Source organism: Pedobacter superstes, assembly GCF_037622515.1.
GTDB classification, from domain to species: domain Bacteria; phylum Bacteroidota; class Bacteroidia; order Sphingobacteriales; family Sphingobacteriaceae; genus Paradesertivirga; species Paradesertivirga superstes.
This window is the reverse complement of record NZ_JBBJCN010000003.1, coordinates 404,787-430,354: the sequence shown is the minus strand read 5'-3', so window position 1 is coordinate 430,354 and position 25,568 is coordinate 404,787. Positions and strand designations below refer to the sequence as shown.

The following is a 25,568-nucleotide window of genomic DNA, read 5'->3' as shown; positions in this document are numbered from 1 at the left end:
AAGATATGGTAATGAATCAACGATACGCCCAGAGTCCAAAAGAGGTGGCAGGTTTAAATACAGCGGAGATCAGAGAGAATTTTCTGGTGGATGATTTGATGCAGGATGATCAGTTTAACTTCACCTATTCTCACTACGACAGAGCGATTGTCGGAACTATTGTACCTGTCGCTAAAGAACATGAGCTTCCAACTTACGATAATTTAAGAGCCGATTATTTTCTTGAGAGACGCGAGCTTGGAATAATTAACGTGGGCGGAGACGGTGAGATTACAGTAGATGGTGCCAGCAACAAAGTTAGCAAACTAGATGCTCTATACATCGGTAAAGGGTCTAAGTCTGTAATATTTAAAAGCCTTTCGGCTGATAACCCGGCAAAGTTCTACATGTACTCTGTGCCTGCGCACAAGGAATATCCGGTACAGTTGGTTAAAAAAGAAGACGCATTTCCTACCACAATCGGGAGTAAAGCAACTGCCAACGAGCGTACTATTTACAAGTATATTCACCTTGAAGGCGCCAAAAGCTGCCAGTTGGTAATGGGATTAACAGTTTTACATGAAGGAAGTGTATGGAATACTATGCCATCTCATGTGCACGACAGAAGAAGTGAAATATATTTCTACTTCGATGTTCCGGAAAACCAGATCGTGTTTCATATGATGGGCCAGCCACAAGAGACACGTCATGTTATTATGCACAATCATCAGGCGGTTATATCACCGCCATGGTCAATTCATTCTGGTGGTGGAACTGCAAATTATGGCTTCATCTGGTCGATGAGTGGCGAGAATCTGGTGTACTCTGATATGGATGGAGTAGCCATGAGAGATTTGAGATAGTACTTAAACACAAAAGCATAAAAGAGGCTTCTTCAGGGATAGCCTCTTTTTTTATGTTTTTTATTAAGCGATAGAGAGGCAATCAGCTAATGTAACAAGAGGGCTATGCAATCGTTCCCGGTAAAAAATGCTTTTGTTTTGTTTAAAACGGCCGAATTATTTGATAGTTTTAGATAATTATAACCGGTTTCCTGCAGCTTCCCTTATATGAAATCGACCATGCTGTTTATTAAGTAAAATAGTCAAGATTTGAAGAATTCGCGCCGACAGTTTATCCGAAACTCTGCTTTAGCTGGAGCCGGTCTCGTTGCAGCCCAGATAGGGTTAAGCACACAGGCCTATAGTCATCAAAATAGTGATACTAAAACCTTAATCAGACAATCTAAGCTAAAGCTGAATATTCGTGATTTTGGAGCAACCGGTGATGGAAAAACAAAAGATACCCTTGCTATACAACAAGCCATTGACCGCTGTTCGATTCTTGGCGGGGGCGAGGTTCTTTTTCCTGCAGGGGATTATTTCACCGGAGCAATTCAGCTAAGGTCTAATACTATAATCCGTCTTGAAAGAGACGCCACAATACTGGGAACTCCCGATTTTGACGATTATCCGGTAAGCCAGGTTCGCTGGGAAGGCAAATGGATAAAAGGGCATGTTAGTTTAGTATATGCTTTTGATGCAGACAATATAGGAATAGTTGGACCAGGGAAAATTATTGGCAATCGCGCCTTAGGGGGCCGGCCTAATGCCCAGAATCCATTGCGTCACCCTGCCTTAATAGAGCCAATCGGCTGTAACAACATCCGGTTGGAAGATTTCTCTACCAGTTACTATTTAATGTGGTCAATCCATCCAACCTTCTGTAATAATATTTTTATTAAGAATCTTTTCATCCGCAGTACCGGTGGCAATGGCGATGGAATTGATATTGATTCGTGTAAGCATGTGCGAATTGATAATTGTGATATCGAGACCGGTGATGACTGTATTTCCTTGAAATCAGGAAGAGGAATGGAAGGCTATTCCCTGCTCAGAACAACTAAAGATGTTCACATCACAAACTGCACATTTGCCGATTCTATATTCGCGTGTATCGGTATTGGCAGCGAAACCTCAGGAGGTATACGAAACATCAGAATAGAAAATTGTAAGTTTATAAAAGCGAATACTCATGCTATTTATATTAAAAGTCGCCCGGGGCGGGGAGCTTTTATAGAAGATATAGTTTGTAATAACCTGGATGTCTCAGGAATGAGAGAGGGGTTCCTTCGTTTCAATATATTGGGCAGCGGATTACAGGATCAGATGCCGGTACCCGGAGATGAAGGTATCCCGACGATTAAAAATTTTAGTTTCACAAACATCAGGGTAAAAGATGTTCCTGTTCTGGTTGATGGAAAGGCTATTCATCCTAACAAGCCACTTGAAGGTTTTACATTGATGAATGTCACCGGAACCTGTAAGAAAGGGATATCACTTGCGAATATAAAGAAGGCCAAAATTGTCAATATAAATGTTTCCGGGTATTCGGGGGCTCTCTTAAATACCTATAATGTAACAGGAAGAGGACTTGATGCTGCCGTCTCCATTGAACCGCCACAAATTTCAGACCCTATACCAGGGGAAAAATCATCCTATCATTTACAATGATAAATAATCTAAAAAACCAGGCGTTATCTGATTCTTAATCATGGAGATCGTCTATGACAGTAATGAGAGGTGTTAGATTTAAAGTTTAAACAAATGAAAATTAGAAAATACGTAGTTACAATAATTGCCTGCATTTTAACGATATCTGATATCGTGGCTCAGTCGCCCGCCCCAATCAAACTGGTAGATTTTGTGCTTACTCCGGATCATCCTGATTGGAATTATAAAGTAAATGAAATTGCAAATGTTGAAGTGGCTGTTTTGAAATTTGGAGTGCCGGTTCAAAATGTGTCTATAGATTACGAAATTGGTCCTGAAATGTTGCCCGCGGATAAGAAGGGGAGGCTTCAGCTGAAAAGCGGTAAGGGGGAGATAGAGATTGCAACCAGTAAACAGCCGGGCTTCAGGCGCTTAATTGTGAGAACAATGGTTGATGGAACAATCTACAGCGGTGAAATCAAACTTGCTTTCTCTCCTGAGAAAATCGAACCTACTGTCCGGATGCCTGAGGATTTTGAGCAGTTTTGGACCAAAGCAAAGAATGAAGCTTCTAAAATTCCGATGGATGCGATAGTTACTTTTTTGCCTGATCAATCTACATCCACTGTGGATGTGTATCTGGTAAGTTTGCAGAATTATAAATCGGATAAGCGCCTGTACGGATATTTATGTAAGCCGAAAGCTCCCGGGAAATACCCTGTTCTTTTTGAGCCGCCCGGAGCCGGAATAAAAATTATTACCCCCGCTATAAGCTATGCAAACAAGGGGTTTATCGTTTTTAATATTGAGATACATGGACTGTCTCCTCTGATAGATGTTGAGTCGTATCGAAACATAAGCAGTGCTTTTGGAGATTATGTATTTAATAAGCTTGACGACAAGGATAATTACTATTACAAAAGCGTTTATATGGGTTGTGTAAGGGCAATCGACTTTCTTTGCAGTTTGCCAGAATTCGATGGAAAAAATGTAGTGGTAACCGGCGGTAGCCAGGGCGGGGCGCTTTCGATAGTTACGGCTGCCTTGGATAAAAGGGTAACTTGTTTATCGGCTTTTTATCCTGCGCTTTGCGACGTGACCGGTTATTTGCATGGGCGGGCAGGCGGATGGCCACATCTGTTCAATCAAAGTAATCTTAGCTCTGCGAACACACCCGAGAAAATTCGGACAATAGGATATTATGATGTTGTAAATTTTGCAAAGAACATACAGGTGCCGGGATTTTATTCATGGGGCTATAATGACAATGTTGTTCCGCCAACCTCGGTTTACGCAGCTGTTAACTCTATTAAAGCACCGAAAACAATCGCTATCACGCCAATATCAGGTCATTGGCGATTTCCGGAAACAAATCAGGAGTCAATAGATTGGATTAAAAAGCAATTAAAGAAATGAGAAAATTATTCCAATCATCTTTCTCCCTGGATAATCTGTTGAGAAAGATGATTGAACTTACACATCCTTAGTGTATGTATTCTTATAGTTGATGGAATTTATATTCTTTTCCAGCCGTAGTGATGATATCGTATAATTCAGCATACTTCTGTTGAACGCCTATCAATTTAGCCTTGGATGAAAGTAAAGGTTTCTTAACTTCAGGAGAAGTAAATAGTACGTTCGGGTTGCTGCCTGAAGCAATGGTTAACTTAGAATTACCTTCCGGAGCAAGCTTGTTATAAACCTTAATCCGGCAGTTTCCTCCTAGTTTCGACTTTACTTTTAAAGCAACGATCTTTCCATCTTCCCACGCAAAATCGAGTTCAAAACCACCTCTTGCCATCAGTCCCTTAATAGAGCCTTTTTGGCGCCAGGCATCAGGCAAAGCGGGTAATAGATGAATTTCTCCTTCGTGGCTTTGCATTAACATTTCTGCTATCCCTGCTGTACAGCCAAAATTCCCATCAATTTGAAATGGAGGATGGGCATCTAATAAATTTGGGTATGTGCCACCGTTCTGACCTTGAGTTTCTATCGGAGCAGGCGTTAGTTGGTCCTGTATTAATTTATATGCTCTGTTTCCATCAAGTAACCTTGCCCACCAATTCACCTTCCAGCCCATAGACCATCCGGTTGATTTATCGCCCCGGTAAATCAGTGAGTTTTTAGCCGCTTCAAAGAGGGCAGGATTTTTCTCCGGCGAGATTTGATTGCTTGGATATAAGCCATACAAGTGAGAAATATGCCTGTGTTGATCGCTGGGTTTATCCCAATCAAATAACCATTCCTGCAATTGATTGTGTTGGCCAATTTGCATGGGAGGAAGGCGATTGAGACTGGATTGTACTGTGTCGATAAATTTATCATTAATGCCTAAGGCTTTGGATGCGTTTATAATATTTGAAAATACATCAAATACCAGTTGATTATCCATTGTAGTTCCTGCAGCAATAGATACATCGGATTGGTGTGAATTTTCCGGCGACATCGATGGGCTTACCACAAGCCATTTATTCGTTGGCTCCTCCTGCAGTACATCAACATAAAACATGGCAGCTCCTTTAAGTACCGGATACATTTCTTTTAAGAATTTTTTGTCGCCCGTATATAAATAGTGTTGCCAAACATGTTGGGTTAACCAGGCTCCGCCCATTGGCCATAATCCGTAAAATGCTCCGTCAATTGGTCCGCTGATACGCCATAAATCCGTGTTATGATGAGTGTTCCACCCTCTGGCCTTGTACATTTTAGATGCACTTTCTTTTCCTGTCTGAGATAAATCTTTCACCATAGAAAAAAGAGGTTCGTGCAGCTCAGAGAGATTAGTGACTTCTGCCGGCCAGTAATTCATCTCAGTATTGATATTGATGGTGTATTTGCTATCCCATGGCGGATTGATTTTATCGTTCCAGATACCCTGTAAATTGGCAGGTTGTGTCCCAGGTTGAGAGCTTGATATCAATAAATATCTGCCGAATTGAAAGTATAGAGATACTAATTGAGGGTCTTTCCCATTCACAAACTCCCTTACTCTTCGGTCGGTAGGTATTTCGGCCTGAGATGTTTTTCCCAGATCAATGGATACCCGATTAAAATATTTCTGATAACTTTTAATATGTTCATTCTTCGCTGAAGAGTATGCTCTTTTAAATGCGCTACTTAAATAGCTTTTAGCTTTTTCTGATGGGCTGCCTGAGAGATCATTGTAGTTTCTAAAATTAGTTCCGATAGAAATATAGAGTGTGACAGAATTAGCTCCTGTAATTTTCAGACTGTTATTAACAGCTTCCAGTTTACCGCCTTCTAACTTTGGCTGAACCTGGGTTTCAAATAATACTTTCCCTTTTTTATTATCAACATCACTTGATTTACCGGTAAGATATAATTGATTGCTTTTGGCAAATACATTGTTAATAAGGTGAGGACTATCCATAGAAAGATTGCAGGTAATACTTCCTGGCTTACTCGCAGTCAGTCTAACAATAATCACCTGGTCTGAAAAGGAAGAAAAAACTTCTCTTTTATAAGTAACATCTTTAATCTTGTAGGATACTGAACTTATTGCATTTTGAATGTTAAGGTCGCGATAATACTCCTGTACATTCTCATGGCCGGGAAACGCAATAAAGAGATTACCCACCGGCTGGTATTGCATTCCATAGTTATTATCAGCTGCCGGTTTTCTTGGTATTTTAGTAGTTGCCAGATCTTGAGCCTCTTTATATTTTCCTTCGAAAATTAATTTTCTAACTTCCTGAATCGAAGGATATAAGTCTGGTTTAACATTGTTTCCGGGTTCGCCGGCCCAAACTGTTTCTTCGTTTAGTTGCAGTTGTTCCTTTGCAGGATTGCCGAATACCATGGCACCTAATCGGCCATTTCCAATAGGCAAGGCCTCGTTCCAGTTGCTGGCCGGGTTAGTGTACCATAGTTTTAAATTTTCCTGCGAATGGACGTGTTTAACAATGGTAAAAAAGAAAATCAGAATGTAAATCCTTTTCATAATTCAATATTGTGTGTCTATGTATTTTACTAATTAGATGCTTTTATCATGTTGAGCAAAAGCTGCTGTCCGACAACATTGGCTTTATTTTTTGAAGAAGCATTGAACGTGGTCATTGCGGCATTTTCCCCATCACCTTCAGCCCGTTTTCCAATGTTTACATCTTTAATGGTTGACATGATATCTAAAGCGGATAGAATTACTTTGCCTCTTCCGTGAGGGATGATGCTTAATGCAGAATATACCTCAGGCTTGTGGTCTGATACGCATGCAACAACAGTTTCACCATTTAAAATTCTTAAGCCAATGCGGCTTTTATTATAAGTAGCAAGGCTTTGGTACTCCCAGTTGAATACACAATTTTGAGGCAGGCCTTTGAAAAGTTCGTGTTCTTTAACAAAGTAATTCCCTCCGTACCATGTTGTACCTAACTCTTTAAAACCACGGTAATCAATTAATTCTTTACGGCCAAGAAAAGTAGCCCATTTTTCTATATTGCCAATAACAATCAGAGTATTTCCCTCATTCACCCATTCTAAAATTTCAGTAACCAAGGGATTTCCGGTTTGTTGTGGCTCGAATGCACCAACCACCATATATTTTCCTTCCGGTCTTCCTGATCTAAATCCTTTAAAAGAGCTGATACCAACCGATTTTAAAAATGGTGCAATAACACCACTTGTATCGGCGACCATGCCGGATGCTGGTATGCCTGAAGTATTTAAACGGACTGCAAAAAGCTTATCACTTCCTTTTGCTAAGGTTTGTCCATCTTTTCTTAACTCTGCTCTTACAGTAGTATAACCGCTTTTCTGTGGAACGATTTTCAGCCCCTCAAAAAGCAATTCTCCATAGGTCGATCCCCCGCTTATTTTTACAGGGATGCTTCTGTTTAAAACGGATTTTCCATCATCAGATACAGCATTTACCTCTAAAGTATAACTTCCGTTCAGGTTCGCCTCATTCACAATATGAAAGTCAATCGTTGATGTATCACCTGTACCTAATACTTTACGGTTCATTTTTACAGCAACATACAGAGGTTTTGTATAGCGTGAAATTAATTCAGGGTCTCCTTTCGGATTGCGGTAATTATCTACAATGCCAGAGTGATTTTCAAGCATCATGCTTTCCCATCCATTCACAGCATATCCATCAGTTTGATTATTTATCTTAATATTTTCAATGGTCCTGCCCTGGTAATAAAAGGCAACATTCCCCATTTTTCTTGTCAGAGAATCTACATTAGGGAAGGCCTTGTTAAAGCCCGGGGTATTCTGCAGGAAGTTGTTATACGCATCATACCATTTTAGATAAGCTCCACTTTCCCAACCGATATTCTTCCCTGTTTTCAGAATTTCATCCCTGATTAATTGCAGTCTTGGAGGTGTTCCGATTGCGCCTTCTTCGCCCCAGTAAATTATTTCATCTTTATGATCAAAATACCTTAAATAATCTTTTGGTCCTTTGTACAGATTGTCATGATAAGTACCCGGGCCACCCGCATGATGCTGGTCGAACCAGCCATAGTCGCGGAAAGTAAAATCGTAGGGAAGCAAATGAAGTTTAAAACGTTTATCGGGACCGAGCTTTATATCACCATTTGAAGAATTATAAGTGATGATGCGGGTTTCATCCAATTTATGCGCGGCAATCATTTGAAGGCTATCCTGTTTTTGTGGCTGAGCTCCTCTTTCATTGTGCATATTATAGATTACAAGGGACGGATGGTTCCTGTCTCTTTTAATCATTCGGAAGAGTTTCTCGTTCCGGGTGGCAAAATAGAATTCTGCCTGCATTTTCCCTATAGGATCTGTTGCGTTAAACCGGTCCGCGGGATATTGATTGCCCCCCGGCTCTTCAAAATAAAGCAGTCCTAATTCATCAGCATAATCCAGTACGTTTTGTTGCCCTATGGTGCGATGAAAGTTCAGCATGTTCAGGCCTATCTTTTTTGCGGTTTCGATTTGTTTTCTCGCAAGCCCATCCGATGGAGCGATACCATTTACCGGCCAAAAACCCCAGCTTATGGAAGTCAATGCAACAAAGCGTTTTCCGTTTAAATAGAATTGCTTGTCGCCATCAACTTCCCGCACCTCAAACCATCTAAACCCAAAGCGCTGATTGTATTGATCCGCAGTTTTATTATCACCCTGCCAGCTTGCTGTAAGAGTATACAAATTTGGATCATCGGTGCTCCATAGCTTTGCAGTGTTAACCGCAATTGTATAGGTGTTTATTGAATTGCCCTTCGATACCTGATTAATGGGATATGATTTTTGAAAAATAACTTGTTTATTCCCGTTCTCCTTTATTTCAATCAATAAATTGCCTTTTACAGCTTTGCCACTGCTGTTTGCTGTTGTAACCTGGACATCTATTTCTGTGGGATTGGGTTTATTCTTAATAAATACATCATCAATGAAAATATTATCGGTGGCAACTATACTAACTTTTCCGGTTATACCGCCAAAGCCATGAGTTGGATTGGTTCGGTAGTTTCCCCACATAAAATTTTGAGAATCCCGCCAGTCAAAGTTTCCGTTGGGGTCGGTAATCCGAACAGCGATCTCATTTTCTTTGCCGTATTGCACCGCATTGGTTATATCTATTTCAAAAGGAGTGCCGTTCACCAAATCATATCCAAGCAGTTTGCGGTTCACAAAAACTTCAGCCCGAAAACGGACACTTTCAAAATTTAAAGTCAACCGTTTACCTTTCAAGGTAGAAGGAACATTTATTTTAGTGCTAAACCACGATACGCCTAAATAATTTCCGGATACTCCAAAAGAATTCTCGTTTTCTCCCCAATAAAATTGTTCAACAGTGGCCGGAAGTTTTGTAATAATTCCAGGTGTCTTGCCCAGAGTCTCCCATCCCCCCGTTGGAATGTTTACTTTTACATTTCTTAAGTTAACAGGCGGGGCATATAACTGATCCTGTTTCCAGGACGCATTCTTGTCGAGAACTAGTTTCCAATCATTATTAGTTAAATCAGTTATATATCGACCTGTCTGTGCAGCAGATGGGGAGATATAAATGAACACGAGTAGTAAAAGAGTTCTTATCTGGTTATTTAACATCGTTGGATTTGCAAAGTTTAGTTGGGTAATTAGTTAGTCTGATTTTCAATGCCAACGTTGACATTGTTAATGTTAAAATTGGTAAGTTTGCCGTTATCATTATAAAATCCTGATGGAGTTTGAGGTAAAAATTGATTATACCGCTAAAGTAGGAATTAGTAGCATTAATAGTTTGGATATCCCCGGGAAATTGTGCAATCGTTCCCGGAATGGTCAGATCTTCTTCACGGGAGGATTGCACAGATTTTTATTATATATATTACCAATACGATCTTAACCGATAATGACTAAAACTGATCCAAATTAATTTAAGCCCGATAAAGTCATGAAAACCAGTGGACTGTTCATTGCGATGTTTTTTAATATGCTTTTGCTTTTTGCGAAAGAAAGGGAGATTATTGTTTCACAACAGGGGGATGGCGATTTTAAAACCGTTCAGGAAGCTTTAAATGCAATACCTCTTAATAATAAAAAGGCTATCCGGGTTTTTATAAAAAACGGTTTCTACAAAGAAAAACTATTGCTTGTTGCTACTAAAGATTTTGTAACGCTTGTTGGGGAAGACAGGTTTAATACTATTCTTTCATATGATGATCATCCAGGGAATAGATCGCCCGGGCGGGGTTCTATAAGCACCCATAATTCGTATAGTTTTCAAATTAATGCCGATCATTTTACCGCTAAAAATATAACCTTTAGAAATGATGCGGGATTTACAGCCGGTCAGGCCGTAGCACTGGATGTGCGGGGAGACAAGGCAGTTTTTTTAGAATGCAGGATTATTGGAAACCAGGATATATTATTTGTTAATAGCGACAGGAGCAGACAATACTATGAAAATTGTTATATAGAAGGAACCACTGACTTTATATTTGGTTCTGCAACAGTTTGGTTTGAACAGTGCCAAATTCACAGTAAAAAGAACTCACACATTACAGCCGCTTCCACTCCCGAGGCAAACAGGTTCGGTTTTATTTTTTACGATTGTAAATTGACCGGAGATAGTATTCTGCGAAAGGTGTCATTAGGAAGGCCATGGAAACCCTATTCAAATGTTGCCTATCTTTATTGTTATATTGATAATCATATCATGCCCCAGGGATGGGCTAACTGGAACACCACCGAGAGCAATAAAACCGCACGGTACTTTGAGTATCAAAATTACGGTCCAGGTGCAGGAACAGATTCCAGGGTAAACTGGGCAAAACAGTTAAGCGATGTTGAAATTAAAAACTTCACGGTTGCCAATGTTTTTGGGACCTGGAATCCTCGATTGATAATTTTAGACCTGAAAAAACGAAACAATTAATTTACCCTTTTATTAGAGTCCTATGCTTCGATTATACTTTATATTTTTTCTTTTGCTTAAGGTTTTAAATATACAGGCTCAGGAGTTTGTACCTCTTTGGCCAAAAGGTAAAATGCCTAATTCGAAAGGAATAAAGCTTGAAGATAGTATTGCCAATGAACGGGTATTTAAAGTTGGAACACCGGGATTCTATGCCTATTTCCCTTCAATACAGGAAAATAAAGGGGCCGCGGTAGTTATTTGTCCGGGAGGGGGATATGAACGTTTAGCCTATGTTATAAGCGGAACCCAGCTGGCTAAATGGTTTAATACAATGGGTATAAGCGCGTTTGTTTTAAATTATCGTCTTCCAAACTCTGTTGATTTAAAGGAAAGAGAAAATGGTCCTTTACAGGATGCTCAAAGAGCTATAAAATTAATTCGGACTAACGCAATCAAGTGGGGCATTCATCCCGATAAAATCGGAGTTCAGGGTTCGTCGGCAGGCGGGCATCTTGCGGCGCTGGTTAGCACAAGTACTAAGGATCTTTCCGCAGTCGGAGATAGTCTTGATAAAGTGGCTTACCTTCCCAATTTTACAATACTGGTTTCTCCGGTAATAGATATGGGAACCTATGCGCATGCCGGCAGCCGGAAAAATTTGCTGGGAGATAATCCATCGAAAGAGACAATTCGGAAATTCTCGGTCCATTTGAACGTAACTTCTGCTACACCGCCTGCATTTATTGTTCATGCATTTAATGATAAATCTGTGAATGTTCGAAATAGCGTATTTTATTATTCAGCATTGATCGAAAATAATGTCCCGGCAAGTCTTCATACATTTCCTTTTGGAGGACATTCTATTGCTTTACGAAATAATCCGGGGTCTGCAGAATTCTGGACAAGCCTATGTGAAAGCTGGATGTTGGAAATGAATTTCATAGGATCAGTGAAAGCTAAATAATTATTTTTCCTGCTTATTTGTTCCCTTATCAGAGACGCAAATCGAAAAGTTTTCTAAGAAATTTACCGGGTTTTCGAAACTAAAATGTGGGCAGTACCTTAGATTAATCCGGCTGAATAGCTATTTTTATTTCTTTACTGTTTAACTAAGTTTTAGAACCCTGTCTCATTCAAAAATCCTTAAAGTATAGATTTTTTTACCCGCAATAAGAGATTCGTCAATAAAAGAAAAGTTATAATGTCACAATAGCTTTATATTTGAACCAGCGCAAACGTTATCGGGAACGATTGCATAACTTTATTTATCTTAGTCTGCCTCTTTTTAGTTTGAAACTCGTTAAACTTGCTGGTAAGTTAATTTATAAAATACACTAACCTATAAGCCTGACTCATATTTCAGAGGTTGCTATAATGTATTAATAAGGGGCAGCCACTTGTATTAAAAATTATTCGAGAATGAAACACCTACTCCATAGTATCGCTTTTATAGTTGCTCTTAACACTTCAACAGATAGTTTCGGACAGTCTGGAAACAAGCCATGGCCATCAAAACTTCCGGTTGTTACGGCCCCTGAATTTAAGAAAGACACCTTTAATATTGTTAAATATGGTGCAGTTAACGATGGCAAAACACTGAACACCACATGTATCAATAATGCAATTAACGCCTGTTCTCAGAAAGGCGGAGGTGTGGTGGTAATACCCAGGGGACTTTGGTTAACCGGACCTCTTGAACTAAAAAGCAATGTTAACCTTCATCTGAAATCAGATGCGCTTTTGTCATTTACAAAAGATCTTTCACAGTATAAATTAGTTCATACCAATTGGGAAGGTCTGGGAGCAGTTCGTAATCAATCTCCTATTTCAGGAACAAATCTGGTAAATATCGCAATTACAGGAAAAGGTATTATCGATGGAAACGGGGATGCCTGGAGGATGGTTAAAAAAGATAAGCTTACAGAAAATCAGTGGAAAGGTCTTTTGGCGAGCGGAGGGACTTTAAGTGATGATGAAAAAATCTGGTATCCTACAGAAAGTTCTCTTAAAGGATCTAAAATCAAAAATGCAGGCGTAATTTCAGAAGGGAAAACTGCTTCGGATTTTTCGGAAATTAAGGACTTTCTCCGTCCGAATCTGATTGTTCTTACTCAATGCAAAAATATTTTACTTGAGGGAGTAACCTTTCAGAATTCTCCTGCCTGGAACATTCATCCACTAATGTCGGAAAATATTATCATCAGAGATATTTACGCGAAAAATCCATGGTATGCACAAAATGGAGATGGGCTTGATCTGGAATCCTGTAACAATGTTTTAGTTGAAAATAGTGTTTTTGATGTTGGAGATGACGGTATTTGTATCAAATCCGGCCGTGACGCACAGGGACGTAAACGTGCAATGCCTACCCAGAATGTGGTTATAAGAAATTGTGTGGTTTATCATGCACATGGTGGATTTGTTATCGGAAGTGAAATGTCAGGAGGCGCTAAGAATATTTTTGTATCCGACTGTACCTTTATAGGAACTGATATCGGCCTTCGCTTTAAAACAACCCGTGGAAGGGGTGGAGTAGTGGAGAATATTTTTATCAAAAATATTAATATGAAAGATATTGCAGGTGAAGCTCTTTTATTCGATATGTATTATGCTGCTGTGGATCCGGTTCCGCTTACAGGTGAGAAACGCGAAGCGCCTAAAGTCCAGCTTTTACCTGTTACAGAGGAAACCCCGGCGTTCAGAAACTTTTATATCAGTAATGTAGTTGCCGATGGAGCCGCAAAAGCAATTTTTATCCGGGGTTTACCCGAAATGAATATAAATAATATTTATCTCGAGAATATGACTCTGCAAGCAAAAAAGGGAATTGAAATAGAAGAAGCAAAAGAAATTCACCTGAAAAATGTGAACATTATCAGCGAGCAGAGTAAGCCGGTGGTTAATATTCTGAACAGTAGCTCTATTACATTCAATAATCTTCAGTATAAGCCCGGTGCAGAGCTATTATTCAATGTAAATGGCAAACGAAGTTCAAAGATAGCTGTGTCAAACACCAATGTTTCAGCTTCTGTGAGTAAAGCGGAATTTAACCAGGATGCTAAAAGCCAGTCCTTAATAATAAAATAAAAGCTCGATACAATGAGAAAATCTTATTCAGTACTTATATTATTCCTTCTTCTAACATCCGTATCCTTTTCACAGAGCAAACCTGTTTCTGAAAGAATGGCTGCTACAGTGATGGATATATGGGCAGATTCTTTATGGACGGGTCGTCCCTTTAAGTGGACATATGATCAGGGTGTTATTTTAGAAGGAATATCTGCAATCTGGCAGCGAACAGGTGATGGCAAATACTTTAATTATATTAAGAAAAGTATGGATCACTTTGTAAAGCCAGATGGAACCATAAGAACCTATGACGGAGATAATTACAATATTGATAATATTAAAAACGGGCGGGCTTTAATTCTCCTTTATAAAGTTACCGGGCAGGAGAAGTATTTGAAGGCTGTCCAGACTTTGCGTCAGCAATTAAGTACCCATCCGCGTACAGCCGAAGGTGGTTTCTGGCACAAAAAGGTGTATCCTCACCAAATGTGGTTAGATGGCTTATATATGGGGCAACCCTTTTACGCAGAATATTCTGCAATGGCTCATGACTGGCAGGCTTTTAATGATATTGCCACTCAGTTTATTTTAATGGAAAAGAATTCTATTGATTCAAAAACTGGTCTTTTATATCATGGGTATGATGAATCAAGAGAACAAAAATGGTCTGATCCTGTAACGGGCCGTTCTCCTCATTTTTGGGGAAGAGCAATGGGCTGGTACGGTATGGGCTTGGTAGACGCTTTAGAATATTTTCCTGTTAATCATCCAAAACGTGATTCACTGATAGCGATATTGAATCGTTTCGCAAAATCCGTTCAAAGTGTTCAGGATCCCAAAAGCGGGGTTTGGTACGATATATTAAACATGCCCAACGGAAAAGGCAATTACCTTGAATCTTCTGCTTCTGGTATGTTCGTGTATGCTTTAGCCAAAGCCGTACGATTGGGTTATTTGCCTGAAAGTTATATGACTGTTGTAAAAACAGGATATAATGGGATGCTGAAAGAATTTATCGAGCCCGTTAACGCAGATAAGATTAATCTTACAAAAACCGTAAGTGTTTCGGGTTTGGGTGGCAGTCCTTATCGTGATGGAAGCTATGAGTATTACCTGCGTGAAAAAGTAATTACTAACGACCCTAAGGGAGTTGGTTCATTTATGATGGCTGCTAATGAAATGGAGCTTGCAGCCATGCCTAAGCCAGGAAAAGGCAAGGTGGTTACATTGGATAACTATTTTAACAATGAAACCAGAAAAGATGTATTGGGTAAAAACTATAAGTTTCATTACACCTGGGATGACGCGGCAAACAGCGGATTTTGGTTTTTGGGTAATTTATTCAAATATGCCGGTGCGCAAACAACTACATTAACTGCTGCACCCACAGTGTCGAATCTTCAGAATTCTGATGTTTATGTCATTGTTGATCCTGATACTGAAAAGGAAACTCCTAAACCTAATTTTGCATCTTCTAAAGATGCGGATGAACTTTATAATTGGGTTAACGCCGGCGGGGTTTTGGTTTTAATGACCAATGATTATACGAATGCAGAGTTAGCCAAATTCAACACCATCTCAGAACGTTTTGGAATTCATTTTAATTCAGACATGATTAATGCTGTAAAAAATGATGCCTATGAGACAGGTGCATTTACCATACCTGCCAAACATCCGATCTTTAAGACTGCTAAAAAAGTTTACATAAAAGAAATTAGTACGCTTAAGCTTTCTGATCCTGCAAAGCCGGCCTTTACCTCTGGCAGGAATGTGGTTATGGCTACGGCTAAGGTTGGAAAAGGGACTGTTTTTGCGGTTGGTGATCCATGGTTATATAATGAGTATGTCGATGGAAGAAAGCTGCCGGCACAATACGAAAATTTTAAGGCTGCTAAAGATTTAGTTGGCTGGATATTAACACAGGCTGGTTCATCAGAATAATTAATGATTTTGTTAAATAAAGCTGTAATATGGATATGTCTTTCATTTATTTAACTACCCAGAATTACGGCGTTTTTTATAAATAATATACTAGTAAAATGAAACAAAAGGTTTTAAAGGTTCATCCTGATGATAATGTACTTGTTGCTTTAACAGATCTAGAGCAGGGAGAGACTGTAACTTTTGAAGGGGAAGATTTTCAGCTTATTGATAAAGTTCAGGCAAAACATAAATTTGCTACGGCTCATTTAGAGCCGGGAGATGAAGTAACCATGTATGGTGTACTTGTTGGAAAAGCGCAGTCTGTTATTCCCAGAGGTGGTCTAATTTCTACTGCTAATCTTAAGCATGCTGCCAGTAGCTTTACTGTAGGAGAACGTAAAACAAGCTGGAAAACTCCTGATGTATCAAAATTTCAATCCAAACAATTTTACGGTTTTCATCGTCCTGACGGAAGTGTAGGAACTGCCAATTACTGGCTAGTGATACCGATGGTATTTTGCGAGAACCGTAATCTTGAAGTTCTTGAAGAAGCGCTTGTTAAGCAATTGGGTTATGGCCGAAATGAAACATATGCCAATCAGGCTAAACAATTAATCAACCTCTATAAGTCAGGATCGGATGTTAACGGCATTTTAAATGCTTCTCTTTCTGAAGTCGATTATTTGCCAACCTCAGAACGGTTATTCCCTAATGTTGACGGAGTTAAATTTCTAAAGCATGCAGGCGGCTGCGGTGGCACCCGTTCTGATGCTCAGGCTTTATGTGCTTTGCTTGCAGGATACATTACTCATCCCAACGTTGCCGGAGCAACAGTACTGAGCCTTGGCTGTCAGAACGCCCAGGTGCAGATGCTTGAAGAGGAAATTCAAAAACGTGATGCTAATTTTTCTAAACCACTCTATATCCTTGAACAGCAGAAAATTGGTACAGAGGCTAAACTGCTTTCTGAATCAATAAAACAGACTTTTGCAGGTCTGGTTCTCGCTAATCAAAATAAACGTGAGCCGGCACCTTTAAGTAAGATTACCATTGGATTAGAATGCGGAGGCTCTGATGGTTTCTCCGGAATATCAGCAAATCCGGCTATAGGTTATACTTCAGATCTCCTGGTTGCTTTAGGCGGTTCAGTCATTCTTGCAGAGTTCCCTGAACTTTGTGGTGTAGAGCAAAACATCAGCGATCGTTGTATTACTGTTGAAAGTGCCGAACGCTTTTCTCACCTGATGAAAACGTATGCGCAAAGAGCAGAAGAAGCCGGTTCTGGTTTTGATATGAACCCGTCACCCGGAAATATTAAAGACGGTTTAATTACCGATGCGATAAAATCGGCCGGTGCAGCAAAGAAAGGCGGAACATCTCCGGTTACTGAAATATTAGATTATCCTGAAAAGGTAACCAAGCCCGGTTTAAATTTATTGTGTACTCCGGGTAACGATGTTGAATCTACCACTGCAGAAGTGGCTTCAGGCGCCAACGTGGTTTTATTCACTACGGGTTTAGGTACTCCAACAGGTAATCCTATAGCACCGGTAGTTAAAATTGCGACCAATACAACCCTGTACAATAAGATGAACGACATCATGGATGTCAATACAGGAACCATTATAGAAGGTGATGAGACCATTGAGCAGGCGGGTGAACGTATTCTTGATTATGTGATACGGGTAGCCAGCGGCGAAATTGAAGTAAGTGCGGTCAGACATGGTCAGGATGACTTTATTCCATGGAAACGCGGAGTTTCATTGTAAATAATATAAAAATTAATAACGCTCCCATGAGCTTGATATCATGAAAGAATTTTTAGACGAGAACTTTTTACTGAATACCAAAACGGCACAGCAGCTTTATCATGAATTTGCTAAAGACATGCCAATTATCGATTATCACAATCATTTACCTCCTGATCAGATTGCTAACGATATAAACTTTGAAAATATAACCCAGGTTTGGTTGTATGGAGATCATTATAAATGGCGTGCAATGCGTGCCAATGGTATTGATGAAGCTTATATTACAGGCAATAAAAGTGATGTCGAGAAGTTCGAAAAGTGGGCAGAAACAGTGCCTTATACGTTAAGAAATCCTTTATATCATTGGACCCATCTTGAGCTTCAGCGATATTTTAATATTCATGATATATTAGACGGAAAATCGGCAAGGAAAATTTACGAAGAGTGTACAGCGAAGCTTCAAACTAAGGAGTATTCTGTGCAGGGTTTGTTAAAGATGCGTAAAGTTGAGGCGGTATGTACTACCGATGATCCGATCGATTCCTTAAACTTTCACCAGCAAATTACAAAAGACGGCGCAGAGATAATAGTTCGCCCGGCTTTTCGTCCGGATAAAGCTATGGCTGCAGATGATGTTGCCGGCTTAAATACTTATATCGGTAAATTAGAAGCTGTAACGGATTTAAGTATTTCCGATTTCGACACCTTTTTAAAGGCTCTGAAAAAACGTCACGATTACTTTGCCGAAAACGGGTGTTCTATTTCAGACCACGGTTTGGAGCAGATCTATGCTGAGGATTATACAGATGAAGAGATCAAATCCATCTTCCTGAAAATTCGCGGTAATCAAACTCTGACACACCAGGAAGTTCTGAAATTTAAATCAGCTATGCTGGTTCATTTTGCCTTCTGGGATCATGAAAAAGGGTGGGTTCAACAGTATCATTTAGGGGCATTACGTAACAACAATGCCAGGATGCTTTCCATCCTTGGGCCGGATACTGGTTGGGATTCAATCGGTGATTTTAGCCAGGGACCTCAATTATCAAAGTTTTTAAATAAGCTGGATACTGAAGACAGGCTGGCCAAGACCATCATTTATAATTTAAACCCGGCCGATAATGAGTTAATGGCAACGATGATCGGAAACTTTAATGACGGATCGGTTGCCGGAAAAGTGCAGTTTGGATCTGGCTGGTGGTTCCTTGATCAGAAAGACGGCATGATCAAGCAGATCAATGCTCTATCGAACATGGGATTGTTGAGCCGGTTTGTTGGTATGCTTACAGATTCACGGAGTTTCCTTTCATTCCCTCGTCATGAATATTTCAGAAGAATACTTTGCAATATGTTTGGCGATGATGTAGAAAATGGCGAGCTGCCTGCTGACATGGAATGGTTAGGAAAAGTGGTAAAGGATATAAGTTATTATAATGCTAAAAACTATTTCAACTTGTGATCAGTAAAGTGTTGTGTTTTGGCGAACTGATGTTGCGGGTATCGCCATCCTCTAGTGAAGAAGCAGAAAAGAACCCGTTTATTTTGTATATGGGTGGCGCCGAAGCGAATACGGCTACTGCTTTGGCAGGATGGAATGTGCCTGTAAAATATTGTACTGTTCTGCCAGATAACTTCATGTCTGAATACATCATCAATTATTTGGAATACCGGGGTATTTATACATCATCTATACTTCTTTCCGGGAAAAGGGTAGGGGTTTATTATCTGGATCGAGGGGCTGACCTAAAGAGCAGTGTGGTTTATGATCGGGACAACTCATCGTTTTCGGAACTGAAGCGGGGGATGATCGATTGGGATAAAGTGCTGCGTGATGTTTCCTGGTTTAATATGACGGCTATTAGTCCGGCTCTAAACGCCAATGTTGCCGATGTTTGCCTGGAAGCTCTCGAAGCCGCTTCACATAAAAAGATAATTACTTCCATTGACCTGAATTATCGGTCGCGATTATGGAAATATGGTAAAGATCCTATTGAGGTGATGCCTGCTTTAGTCGAACACTGCGATTTAGTGATGGGTAATATATGGTCTGCAAATAGCTTGCTTGGAACTTCTATCGATGAAAATATTCATCAAAAAGGCAAAAAGGAAGATTACCTGAACCATGCAAAAGCCACTTCGCTGGAAATCATGGATAAGTTCCCAAAATGCAAGCATGTAGGAAACACATTCCGATTTGATAATGATAGTAATAACCTGTTGTATTATACCAGTCTATTTACCGGGGGTAAGCAATATAATTCAGGAGAATTTAAAACTAAAGGAGTTATAGACCGGTCTGGTAGCGGCGATTGCTTTATGGCCGGATTAATTTATGGATTTTATAATAATCATGCTCCGCAGGATATCGTAAATTATGCTACTGCTGCCGCTTTTGGAAAACTCCAGGAACAAGGCGACGCTACACAACAGGATATATTTACAGTAACAAAATTACGATCTGATAACGACTGATCTACTGGTGAGCTAGGACCCAACGTAACTAAAAATAGTATCCGAAAAGTATAGGACGAATATTAAAATTTGAATTAATAAAAATATGCAACTAAATAAAACCACTTACACAGGATACAAAGAATATCCTGAAAAAATTCTTCAGTTTGGAGAAGGTAACTTCCTTCGCGCATTTGTTGACTGGTTTTTTAATGAGTTAAACAAAAGCGGAAAGTTTAACGGATCAGTCGTGGCTGTTCAGCCCATTGCTAACGGTATGGTCGACATGCTTAACGAGCAGGATAGCCTGTATACACTCTACCTTCGCGGCTTAAAAAACGGTAAACCGGAGAGTACCCACGAAACTATCGACATCATTAGCAGAGGAATAAATCCTTACGTGGATTTTGATGCATATTTAAAGACTGCCGAAAATCCCGAAATGCGTTATATCATCTCAAACACTACCGAAGCTGGTATTGCTTACGATGAAAATGATGTTCCAACGGCTACTCCGCCAAATTCATATCCTGCAAAGCTGGCCGTTTGGTTAAACCATCGTTACAAAACCTTTAATGGTGATGCAAGCAAAGGAGTTCATATTATCCCCTGCGAGTTAATTGAAAAAAATGCAGATAACCTTAAACGCATCCTTCTTCAGCTAGCTGAGAAATGGAGCTTCGGAGAAGGTTTTGTAAACTGGTTAAATACCGCATGTACCTTCAGTAACACTTTGGTGGATCGTATCGTTCCCGGATATCCCAGAGAGCGAATTTCTGAAATCACTGAAGAACTTGGCTATGAAGACAAGCAGGTTGTTGAGGCCGAACATTTTCATTTGTGGGTAATCGAGGCGCCGGAGTCACTTCAGCAGGAACTTCAGTTCCCTTCAATTGGCCTGGATGTTAAATATGTGAAGGACATGACTCCCTATCGTACCCGTAAAGTAAGAATACTTAATGGTGCACATACTGTTTTAGTTCCGGTTGCCTACTTATATGGTTTAGATACTGTCAGGGAATCTGTAGAGCATGAGGTTGTAGGAAAGTTTATTAAAGAAGCTATATTCGATGAAATCATCCCAACTTTAGATCTTCCTAAAGAAGAATTAGAGCAGTTCGCGAATGATGTGATCGATCGCTTCAGAAATCCGTACATCAAACACTTACTAATGAGTATTTCGTTAAACTCATGGTCTAAGTTCGAAACGCGTGTATTGCCTTCGCTTTTGGAGTATAAAAATAGAAAAGGCGCTATTCCTCAAAAACTTTCGTTCTCATTAGCAGCTACTATTGCTTTCTATAAAGGAAAACGCGGTGAAGAAGCGATTTCGCTTAACGACGATGCTGTTCTTTTAGAGCTATTGAAAAATGCCTGGACGAAGTACGACGGCAGCGATGAGTCTTTAGAGGCTGTAGTGGTAACGGTTTTATCTTTTGAGAAAAACTGGAAAACTGATCTGACCAAGGTTGAAGGCTTAACCGCAGCTGTTACGAAGCATTTAGCGAATATCGTGAACAACGGAATGGCAAAAGCAATTGAAACTGTTTAATATTAACATTTTTAAGACAGTAAGTCAGCTTCATTTATGTTACTTTTGTAAGATAAATTGCTGATTTACTGTTTGTAAGAAATATATATATAATACATGAAAGAGTTTATTAAAATACATTCTAGGGATAATGTGATCATTGCATTGAAGGATTTCAGTGTGGGAGATGTAATTGAAGTTGATGGGAAACGCGTAATTGTTCTCAACGACATTGAAAAAGGACATAAAATCGCAATAGATGAAATTCCAAACGGAACCGATATTATTAAATACGGCTATCCCATTGGTCATGCAATTGCAGACATCAAACTCGGAGAGCATGTTCACGTTCAAAATGTAAAAACTAACCTTAAGGACGTATTTGATTACTCTTACAATCCAAGCCTGCTGGATGAACTTCCTCATCCAAACCGCAACCTGACTTTTAATGGTTTCCGTCGTCAAAATGGAGATGTAGGTATTCGCAACGAAATTTGGATTGTTCCAACTGTTGGTTGTGTAAACGGTATTGCAGAGCAGATTATCCGCGAGTTTAAAGCGGAAGAAAACCCAACAGATATTGATGGAATTGAAGTATTTAAACATAGCTACGGATGTTCTCAGTTAGGTGATGATCACGAGAGCACGCGCTTAATTCTTGGCGATATTGCTCTGCATCCTAACGCAGGTGGTGTTCTGGTTCTTGGATTAGGATGTGAAAATAACAAAATCGATGAGTTTATGGCATCGTTAGGAGATTTCGACAAGAGACGAATCAAGTTCCTTTCGAGCCAGAGTACCTCTGATGAAGTAGAAGATTCTAAAGCTCTTTTAAAAGAGATTTATGAAGAAATCCGTAATGATAAACGCGAGCCAATTTCGGTTTCTGAGTTACGTGTAGGATTAAAATGCGGTGGGTCTGATGGTTTATCCGGTATCACAGCAAATCCTTTAGTGGGTTATTTTTCAGATTGGTTAATCAGCCAGGGCGGAACAACTATTCTTACCGAGGTTCCTGAAATGTTCGGTGCGGAGCAAATTTTAATGGACCGTTGTGTAAATGGAGAGGTATTCGAAAAGACTGTTCATCTAATCAACGACTTTAAACAATATTTTATCGATCAGAAACAGCCGATTTACGAAAATCCCTCACCGGGTAATAAAGCGGGTGGTATCTCAACCTTAGAGGATAAATCATTGGGTTGTACTCAAAAGGGCGGTATCGCAAACGTAGTTGACGTATTGAAATATGGAGAGAGGCTGCATAAGAAAGGCTTGAATCTCCTTTCTTCTCCTGGAAACGATCTTGTTGCTACAACAGCACTAGGAGCTTCAGGATGTCATATCGTGTTGTTTACGACTGGTCGTGGTACACCATTTGGAAGCTTTATCCCGACATTAAAGATCGCTACAAACACTGAACTGGCAACTAAAAAACCACACTGGATTGATTACAATGCAGGGCCCTTAGCTGAGGATAAAACTTTCGACGAAGCTTTAGAAGAATTTGTTGATAAAATTCTGAGAGTTGCCAATGGCGAGAAAGCCCATCATGAGAAAAATGGTTTCCGTGAGATTGCTATCTTTAAGACAGGAGTGACTTTGTAATCTTCATTATATGGAAAAAGAAAAAGGAGTATCATTTTTTGATACTCCTTTTTTATTGGCGCCGGGCAGAGCGATTTGCTATAGGGGCTAGGTCCCAAGCCTGCTTTGCAGGGCACATCCATAGAAAGCGGATTGTTTACTCCGTGAGATCTACCATGCGCGAACGCCGGCAAAGCGAGCAGGCATTATAGCGACTGGCTGGTATTGAGTTTTTCAGACCGGTCTCACGATCACTATCTTTCTATCCTTAACTTCTTTAATAACAGAAGTACCAAGGCTATTTCAGTGTGAAACAATGCCAATTATTCATATCACCAAATTAACCCCTGATTCTTAGCAAGTCCGCATATAGTCCGCATATAGTCCGCATTTTTATTGAAAAATGCGGACTATATGTTTATTTGTTTTGGATTTGTGGCAAATCAGAATTCTGGAAAGTACTGCAATGCAGCTATTGAATAAAAAGCACACTCAGGATTTAAATTTAAAACTCAAATGGCCCTTACTGGATAGAAGGAGACTACGCGGTACTATTGGAAATTTAATGTTTAGCAAACAGGGCAACATATCGGTTGTAAGATCGAAACCAGGTAAGGGAATGTTAAACAAAGGGAAGCGGCAAAAAAATGTATCCGTTTTTGGAGCATACAACATCAGCCCCTTAAGTGATCTTTTAACTGGGTTTTATGACGGGGGGGTTAAAGATTTGACAACCTTTCAAAAGTTGTCAAATCTGATATTAACCAAATGAGGGTAATTGTTTTTCTTATGTCGATTCAATTCACATTCGGGTGACGTTATTATATCTTGATCTTTAAAACTAATTTCTTAATAACGCCATCTCCGATCATCGGTGCATGTACATCTTCCGGAAAGAGGATAACAAATTGGTTATCAGTTAACTGAAAGTACATGTCGGGTTTATCATTATAAAAGGCTACATCCTTTTCATCGCTGTATTCAGATTTTACACTTGTACATTTTGCAAGCGGTTTCCAGCCAATAATTTCGGTTCCGCTTATACAAACCTGGATGTCGATGTTCTTTTGGTGGCACTCAAATTTTTCAAGTGATTCGGCCTCAGATTTACCTGGCTTCGCACTCATTATGCCTTTAATGCCTTCTGCAATATCAAACTTCCCGTCTTCAATAGAATTCAGATCCTGAGATTTTAAATATTCAAACGCTTTTGCAAATAGAGGGTGAACGCTGTTGTATTTTTCAGCATTTTCTAAAGAGTCTATAATCATTGTTTTAAATCTAATTGGTTAAAAAAAATCCGTCCCGCTGTGTAGCAAGACGGATATATTTTTTCCCTTTATGGGATAGGAGTTTTTATCTCTGAACGCGACCAGAAGCATCACCTTTCATAAGGATACTAACTTCAGAAAGAGTAGCGTGATTTAAATCGCCGGGAATAGTGTGTTTCAATGCAGAAGCACCAACACCAAATTCAGCAGCTTCGCCCATTGGTAAGCCAGTAACTAAACCATAAATGAAACCAGAAGCGAATGAGTCACCAGAACCAACACGGTCAACGATACGTACTTCGTATTGCTTAGTGTGATAGAATTCATTGCCATCATAAACCAAAGCAGACCAACCATTGTCAGACGCACTATGACTTTCGCGTAAAGTTGAAGCAATATATTTAAAGCCGAATTTAGCTTTCATTTGCTGAAATACATCCTTGTATCCGTCAAGATTCAATTCACCCTTTGTAATATCTGTACCAGCGCTTTTGAAACCTAAAGTAGTTTCTGCATCTTCTTCGTTACCGATACAAACATCAACATACTGGCAAAGTTCAGACATTACCTGTTGTGCTTTTTCTTTGCTCCAAAGTTTTTTACGATAGTTTAAGTCGATACTTGTAGTAACACCTTTAGCTTTTGCTGCTTTTAAGGCAGCCAATGTAAGTGCGGCAGCTTTATCGCTTAAAGCAGGAGTGATACCAGTTGTGTGGAACCAGTCAGCGCCTTCGAAAATTGCATCCCAGTCGAACTCCGAAGCATCTACATCTGCGATAGAAGCATCAGCACGGTCATAAATAACCTGTGAAGCTCTGGCAGAAGCACCCGTTTCTAAAAAATAGATTCCTAATCTTTTTCCGCCTCTGGCAATATACTGTGTATCTACACCGTAACGACGAATGTGATTTATTGCAGCCTGGCCCAATGCATTATCCGGGACTTTACTCACAAAAACACCATTTAAACCGTAGTTAGCTACTGCTACTGCTACATTTGCTTCGCCACCACCGTAGGTTACATCAAAGCTATCTGCTTGAACAAAACGTTCGAATCCGGGAGTGGATAACCGCATCATGATTTCTCCCAGTGTTACAACTTTTTTAGACATAGTAAACTTATATATTAAAGAGGGTTGATAATTTTATTTTGAAGGGCAAAAATACACTAAAGTTGGAT

At 39.7% G+C, this 25,568-nt stretch carries 17 protein-coding genes; 12 read left to right on the top strand and 5 right to left on the bottom strand.

Going from position 1 to position 25,568, the window contains the following annotated elements; all coding sequences use genetic code 11:
* The first annotated feature begins 5 nt into the window (after window positions 1–5).
* The 3 genes from kduI (at window position 6) to WG906_RS10610 (ending at window position 3,887) form a co-directional block, all read left to right on the top strand.
* A complete protein-coding gene (kduI, locus tag WG906_RS10620) occupies window positions 6–842 on the top strand; it encodes a 5-dehydro-4-deoxy-D-glucuronate isomerase (RefSeq protein ID WP_339992573.1) in 837 nt (278 codons plus the stop codon).
* Window positions 843–1,091: 249 nt separating this feature from the next.
* Complete coding sequence (locus WG906_RS10615) at window positions 1,092–2,492, top strand: glycoside hydrolase family 28 protein (RefSeq protein ID WP_339992572.1); 1,401 nt, start codon at window positions 1,092–1,094, stop codon at window positions 2,490–2,492.
* A 93-nt stretch (window positions 2,493–2,585) separates the two neighbouring features.
* A complete protein-coding gene (locus WG906_RS10610; RefSeq protein WP_339992571.1) occupies window positions 2,586–3,887 on the top strand; it encodes an acetylxylan esterase in 1,302 nt (433 codons plus the stop codon).
* A gap of 82 nt (window positions 3,888–3,969) precedes the next feature.
* Here the strand turns inward: WG906_RS10610 and WG906_RS10605 are convergent, their stop codons facing one another.
* The 3 genes from WG906_RS10605 to WG906_RS10595 are packed head-to-tail and all read right to left on the bottom strand — an operon-like array spanning window position 3,970 to window position 9,756.
* Window positions 3,970–6,432, bottom strand: a complete 2,463-nt coding sequence (locus WG906_RS10605) for a glycoside hydrolase family 95 protein (RefSeq protein WP_339992570.1) — start codon at window positions 6,430–6,432, stop codon at window positions 3,970–3,972.
* Between the two features lie 29 nt (window positions 6,433–6,461).
* Entirely contained in the window at window positions 6,462–9,515 is a 3,054-nt protein-coding gene (locus WG906_RS10600) for a glycoside hydrolase family 2 protein (RefSeq protein ID WP_339992569.1), read from the bottom strand.
* On the bottom strand, window positions 9,505–9,756 hold the full coding sequence (locus WG906_RS10595; protein ID WP_339992568.1) for a hypothetical protein: 252 nt from the start codon (window positions 9,754–9,756) through the stop codon (window positions 9,505–9,507). Before WG906_RS10595 ends, WG906_RS10600 begins: the two co-directional genes overlap by 11 nt.
* A gap of 84 nt (window positions 9,757–9,840) precedes the next feature.
* Between WG906_RS10595 and WG906_RS10590 the strand changes: the two genes are divergently transcribed.
* The 9 genes from WG906_RS10590 to WG906_RS10550 all read left to right on the top strand — a co-directional run bounded on the left by WG906_RS10590 (window position 9,841) and on the right by WG906_RS10550 (window position 23,139).
* The gene (locus WG906_RS10590; RefSeq protein ID WP_339992567.1) at window positions 9,841–10,824 is read left to right on the top strand and encodes a pectinesterase family protein; all 984 of its coding nucleotides are present in this window, start codon (window positions 9,841–9,843) and stop codon (window positions 10,822–10,824) included.
* A gap of 22 nt (window positions 10,825–10,846) precedes the next feature.
* Complete coding sequence (locus WG906_RS10585; protein ID WP_339992566.1) at window positions 10,847–11,770, top strand: alpha/beta hydrolase; 924 nt, start codon at window positions 10,847–10,849, stop codon at window positions 11,768–11,770.
* Between the two features lie 455 nt (window positions 11,771–12,225).
* Window positions 12,226–13,893 (top strand): glycoside hydrolase family 28 protein, encoded by a 1,668-nt coding sequence (locus WG906_RS10580; protein WP_339992565.1) that lies wholly within the window; start codon window positions 12,226–12,228, stop codon window positions 13,891–13,893.
* A 12-nt stretch (window positions 13,894–13,905) separates the two neighbouring features.
* Window positions 13,906–15,816, top strand: coding sequence for a glycoside hydrolase family 88 protein (locus WG906_RS10575; RefSeq protein ID WP_339992564.1), 1,911 nt, complete (start codon window positions 13,906–13,908; stop codon window positions 15,814–15,816).
* Window positions 15,817–15,914: 98 nt separating this feature from the next.
* Window positions 15,915–17,567, top strand: a complete 1,653-nt coding sequence (locus tag WG906_RS10570; protein ID WP_339992563.1) for a UxaA family hydrolase — start codon at window positions 15,915–15,917, stop codon at window positions 17,565–17,567.
* A gap of 40 nt (window positions 17,568–17,607) precedes the next feature.
* Window positions 17,608–19,008: a glucuronate isomerase gene (uxaC, locus tag WG906_RS10565; protein ID WP_339992562.1), complete on the top strand. Its 1,401-nt coding sequence runs from the start codon at window positions 17,608–17,610 to the stop codon at window positions 19,006–19,008.
* On the top strand, window positions 19,005–20,021 hold the full coding sequence (locus tag WG906_RS10560) for a sugar kinase (protein ID WP_339992561.1): 1,017 nt from the start codon (window positions 19,005–19,007) through the stop codon (window positions 20,019–20,021). The genes uxaC and WG906_RS10560 overlap by 4 nt, the downstream gene beginning before the upstream one ends.
* A gap of 85 nt (window positions 20,022–20,106) precedes the next feature.
* A complete protein-coding gene (locus tag WG906_RS10555) occupies window positions 20,107–21,552 on the top strand; it encodes a tagaturonate reductase (RefSeq protein WP_339992560.1) in 1,446 nt (481 codons plus the stop codon).
* Between the two features lie 96 nt (window positions 21,553–21,648).
* Window positions 21,649–23,139, top strand: a complete 1,491-nt coding sequence (locus WG906_RS10550) for a UxaA family hydrolase (RefSeq protein WP_339992559.1) — start codon at window positions 21,649–21,651, stop codon at window positions 23,137–23,139.
* Between the two features lie 800 nt (window positions 23,140–23,939).
* On the opposite strand, the gene WG906_RS10545 is transcribed toward WG906_RS10550, so the two are convergent.
* Window positions 23,940–24,389 (bottom strand): NanQ anomerase/TabA/YiaL family protein, encoded by a 450-nt coding sequence (locus WG906_RS10545; RefSeq protein WP_339992558.1) that lies wholly within the window; start codon window positions 24,387–24,389, stop codon window positions 23,940–23,942.
* 85 nt (window positions 24,390–24,474) lie between these two features.
* Window positions 24,475–25,500 carry a PfkB family carbohydrate kinase gene (locus tag WG906_RS10540; RefSeq protein ID WP_339992557.1) on the bottom strand — a complete coding sequence of 342 codons (1,026 nt, stop codon included), beginning with the start codon at window positions 25,498–25,500 and terminating at the stop codon, window positions 24,475–24,477.
* Window positions 25,501–25,568: the final 68 nt, after the last annotated feature.

Coding starts and splice junctions, on each gene's coding strand:
- kduI (WP_339992573.1), top strand. CDS start 6: ATGGTAATGAATCAACGATACGCCCAGAGTCCAAAAGAGGTGGCAGGT.
- WG906_RS10610 (WP_339992571.1), top strand. CDS start 2,586: ATGAAAATTAGAAAATACGTAGTTACAATAATTGCCTGCATTTTAACG.
- WG906_RS10605 (WP_339992570.1), bottom strand. CDS start 6,432: ATGAAAAGGATTTACATTCTGATTTTCTTTTTTACCATTGTTAAACAC.
- WG906_RS10600 (WP_339992569.1), bottom strand. CDS start 9,515: ATGTTAAATAACCAGATAAGAACTCTTTTACTACTCGTGTTCATTTAT.
- WG906_RS10590 (WP_339992567.1), top strand. CDS start 9,841: ATGAAAACCAGTGGACTGTTCATTGCGATGTTTTTTAATATGCTTTTG.
- WG906_RS10585 (WP_339992566.1), top strand. CDS start 10,847: ATGCTTCGATTATACTTTATATTTTTTCTTTTGCTTAAGGTTTTAAAT.
- WG906_RS10580 (WP_339992565.1), top strand. CDS start 12,226: ATGAAACACCTACTCCATAGTATCGCTTTTATAGTTGCTCTTAACACT.
- WG906_RS10575 (WP_339992564.1), top strand. CDS start 13,906: ATGAGAAAATCTTATTCAGTACTTATATTATTCCTTCTTCTAACATCC.
- WG906_RS10570 (WP_339992563.1), top strand. CDS start 15,915: ATGAAACAAAAGGTTTTAAAGGTTCATCCTGATGATAATGTACTTGTT.
- uxaC (WP_339992562.1), top strand. CDS start 17,608: ATGAAAGAATTTTTAGACGAGAACTTTTTACTGAATACCAAAACGGCA.
- WG906_RS10555 (WP_339992560.1), top strand. CDS start 20,107: ATGCAACTAAATAAAACCACTTACACAGGATACAAAGAATATCCTGAA.
- WG906_RS10550 (WP_339992559.1), top strand. CDS start 21,649: ATGAAAGAGTTTATTAAAATACATTCTAGGGATAATGTGATCATTGCA.
- WG906_RS10545 (WP_339992558.1), bottom strand. CDS start 24,389: ATGATTATAGACTCTTTAGAAAATGCTGAAAAATACAACAGCGTTCAC.
- WG906_RS10540 (WP_339992557.1), bottom strand. CDS start 25,500: ATGTCTAAAAAAGTTGTAACACTGGGAGAAATCATGATGCGGTTATCC.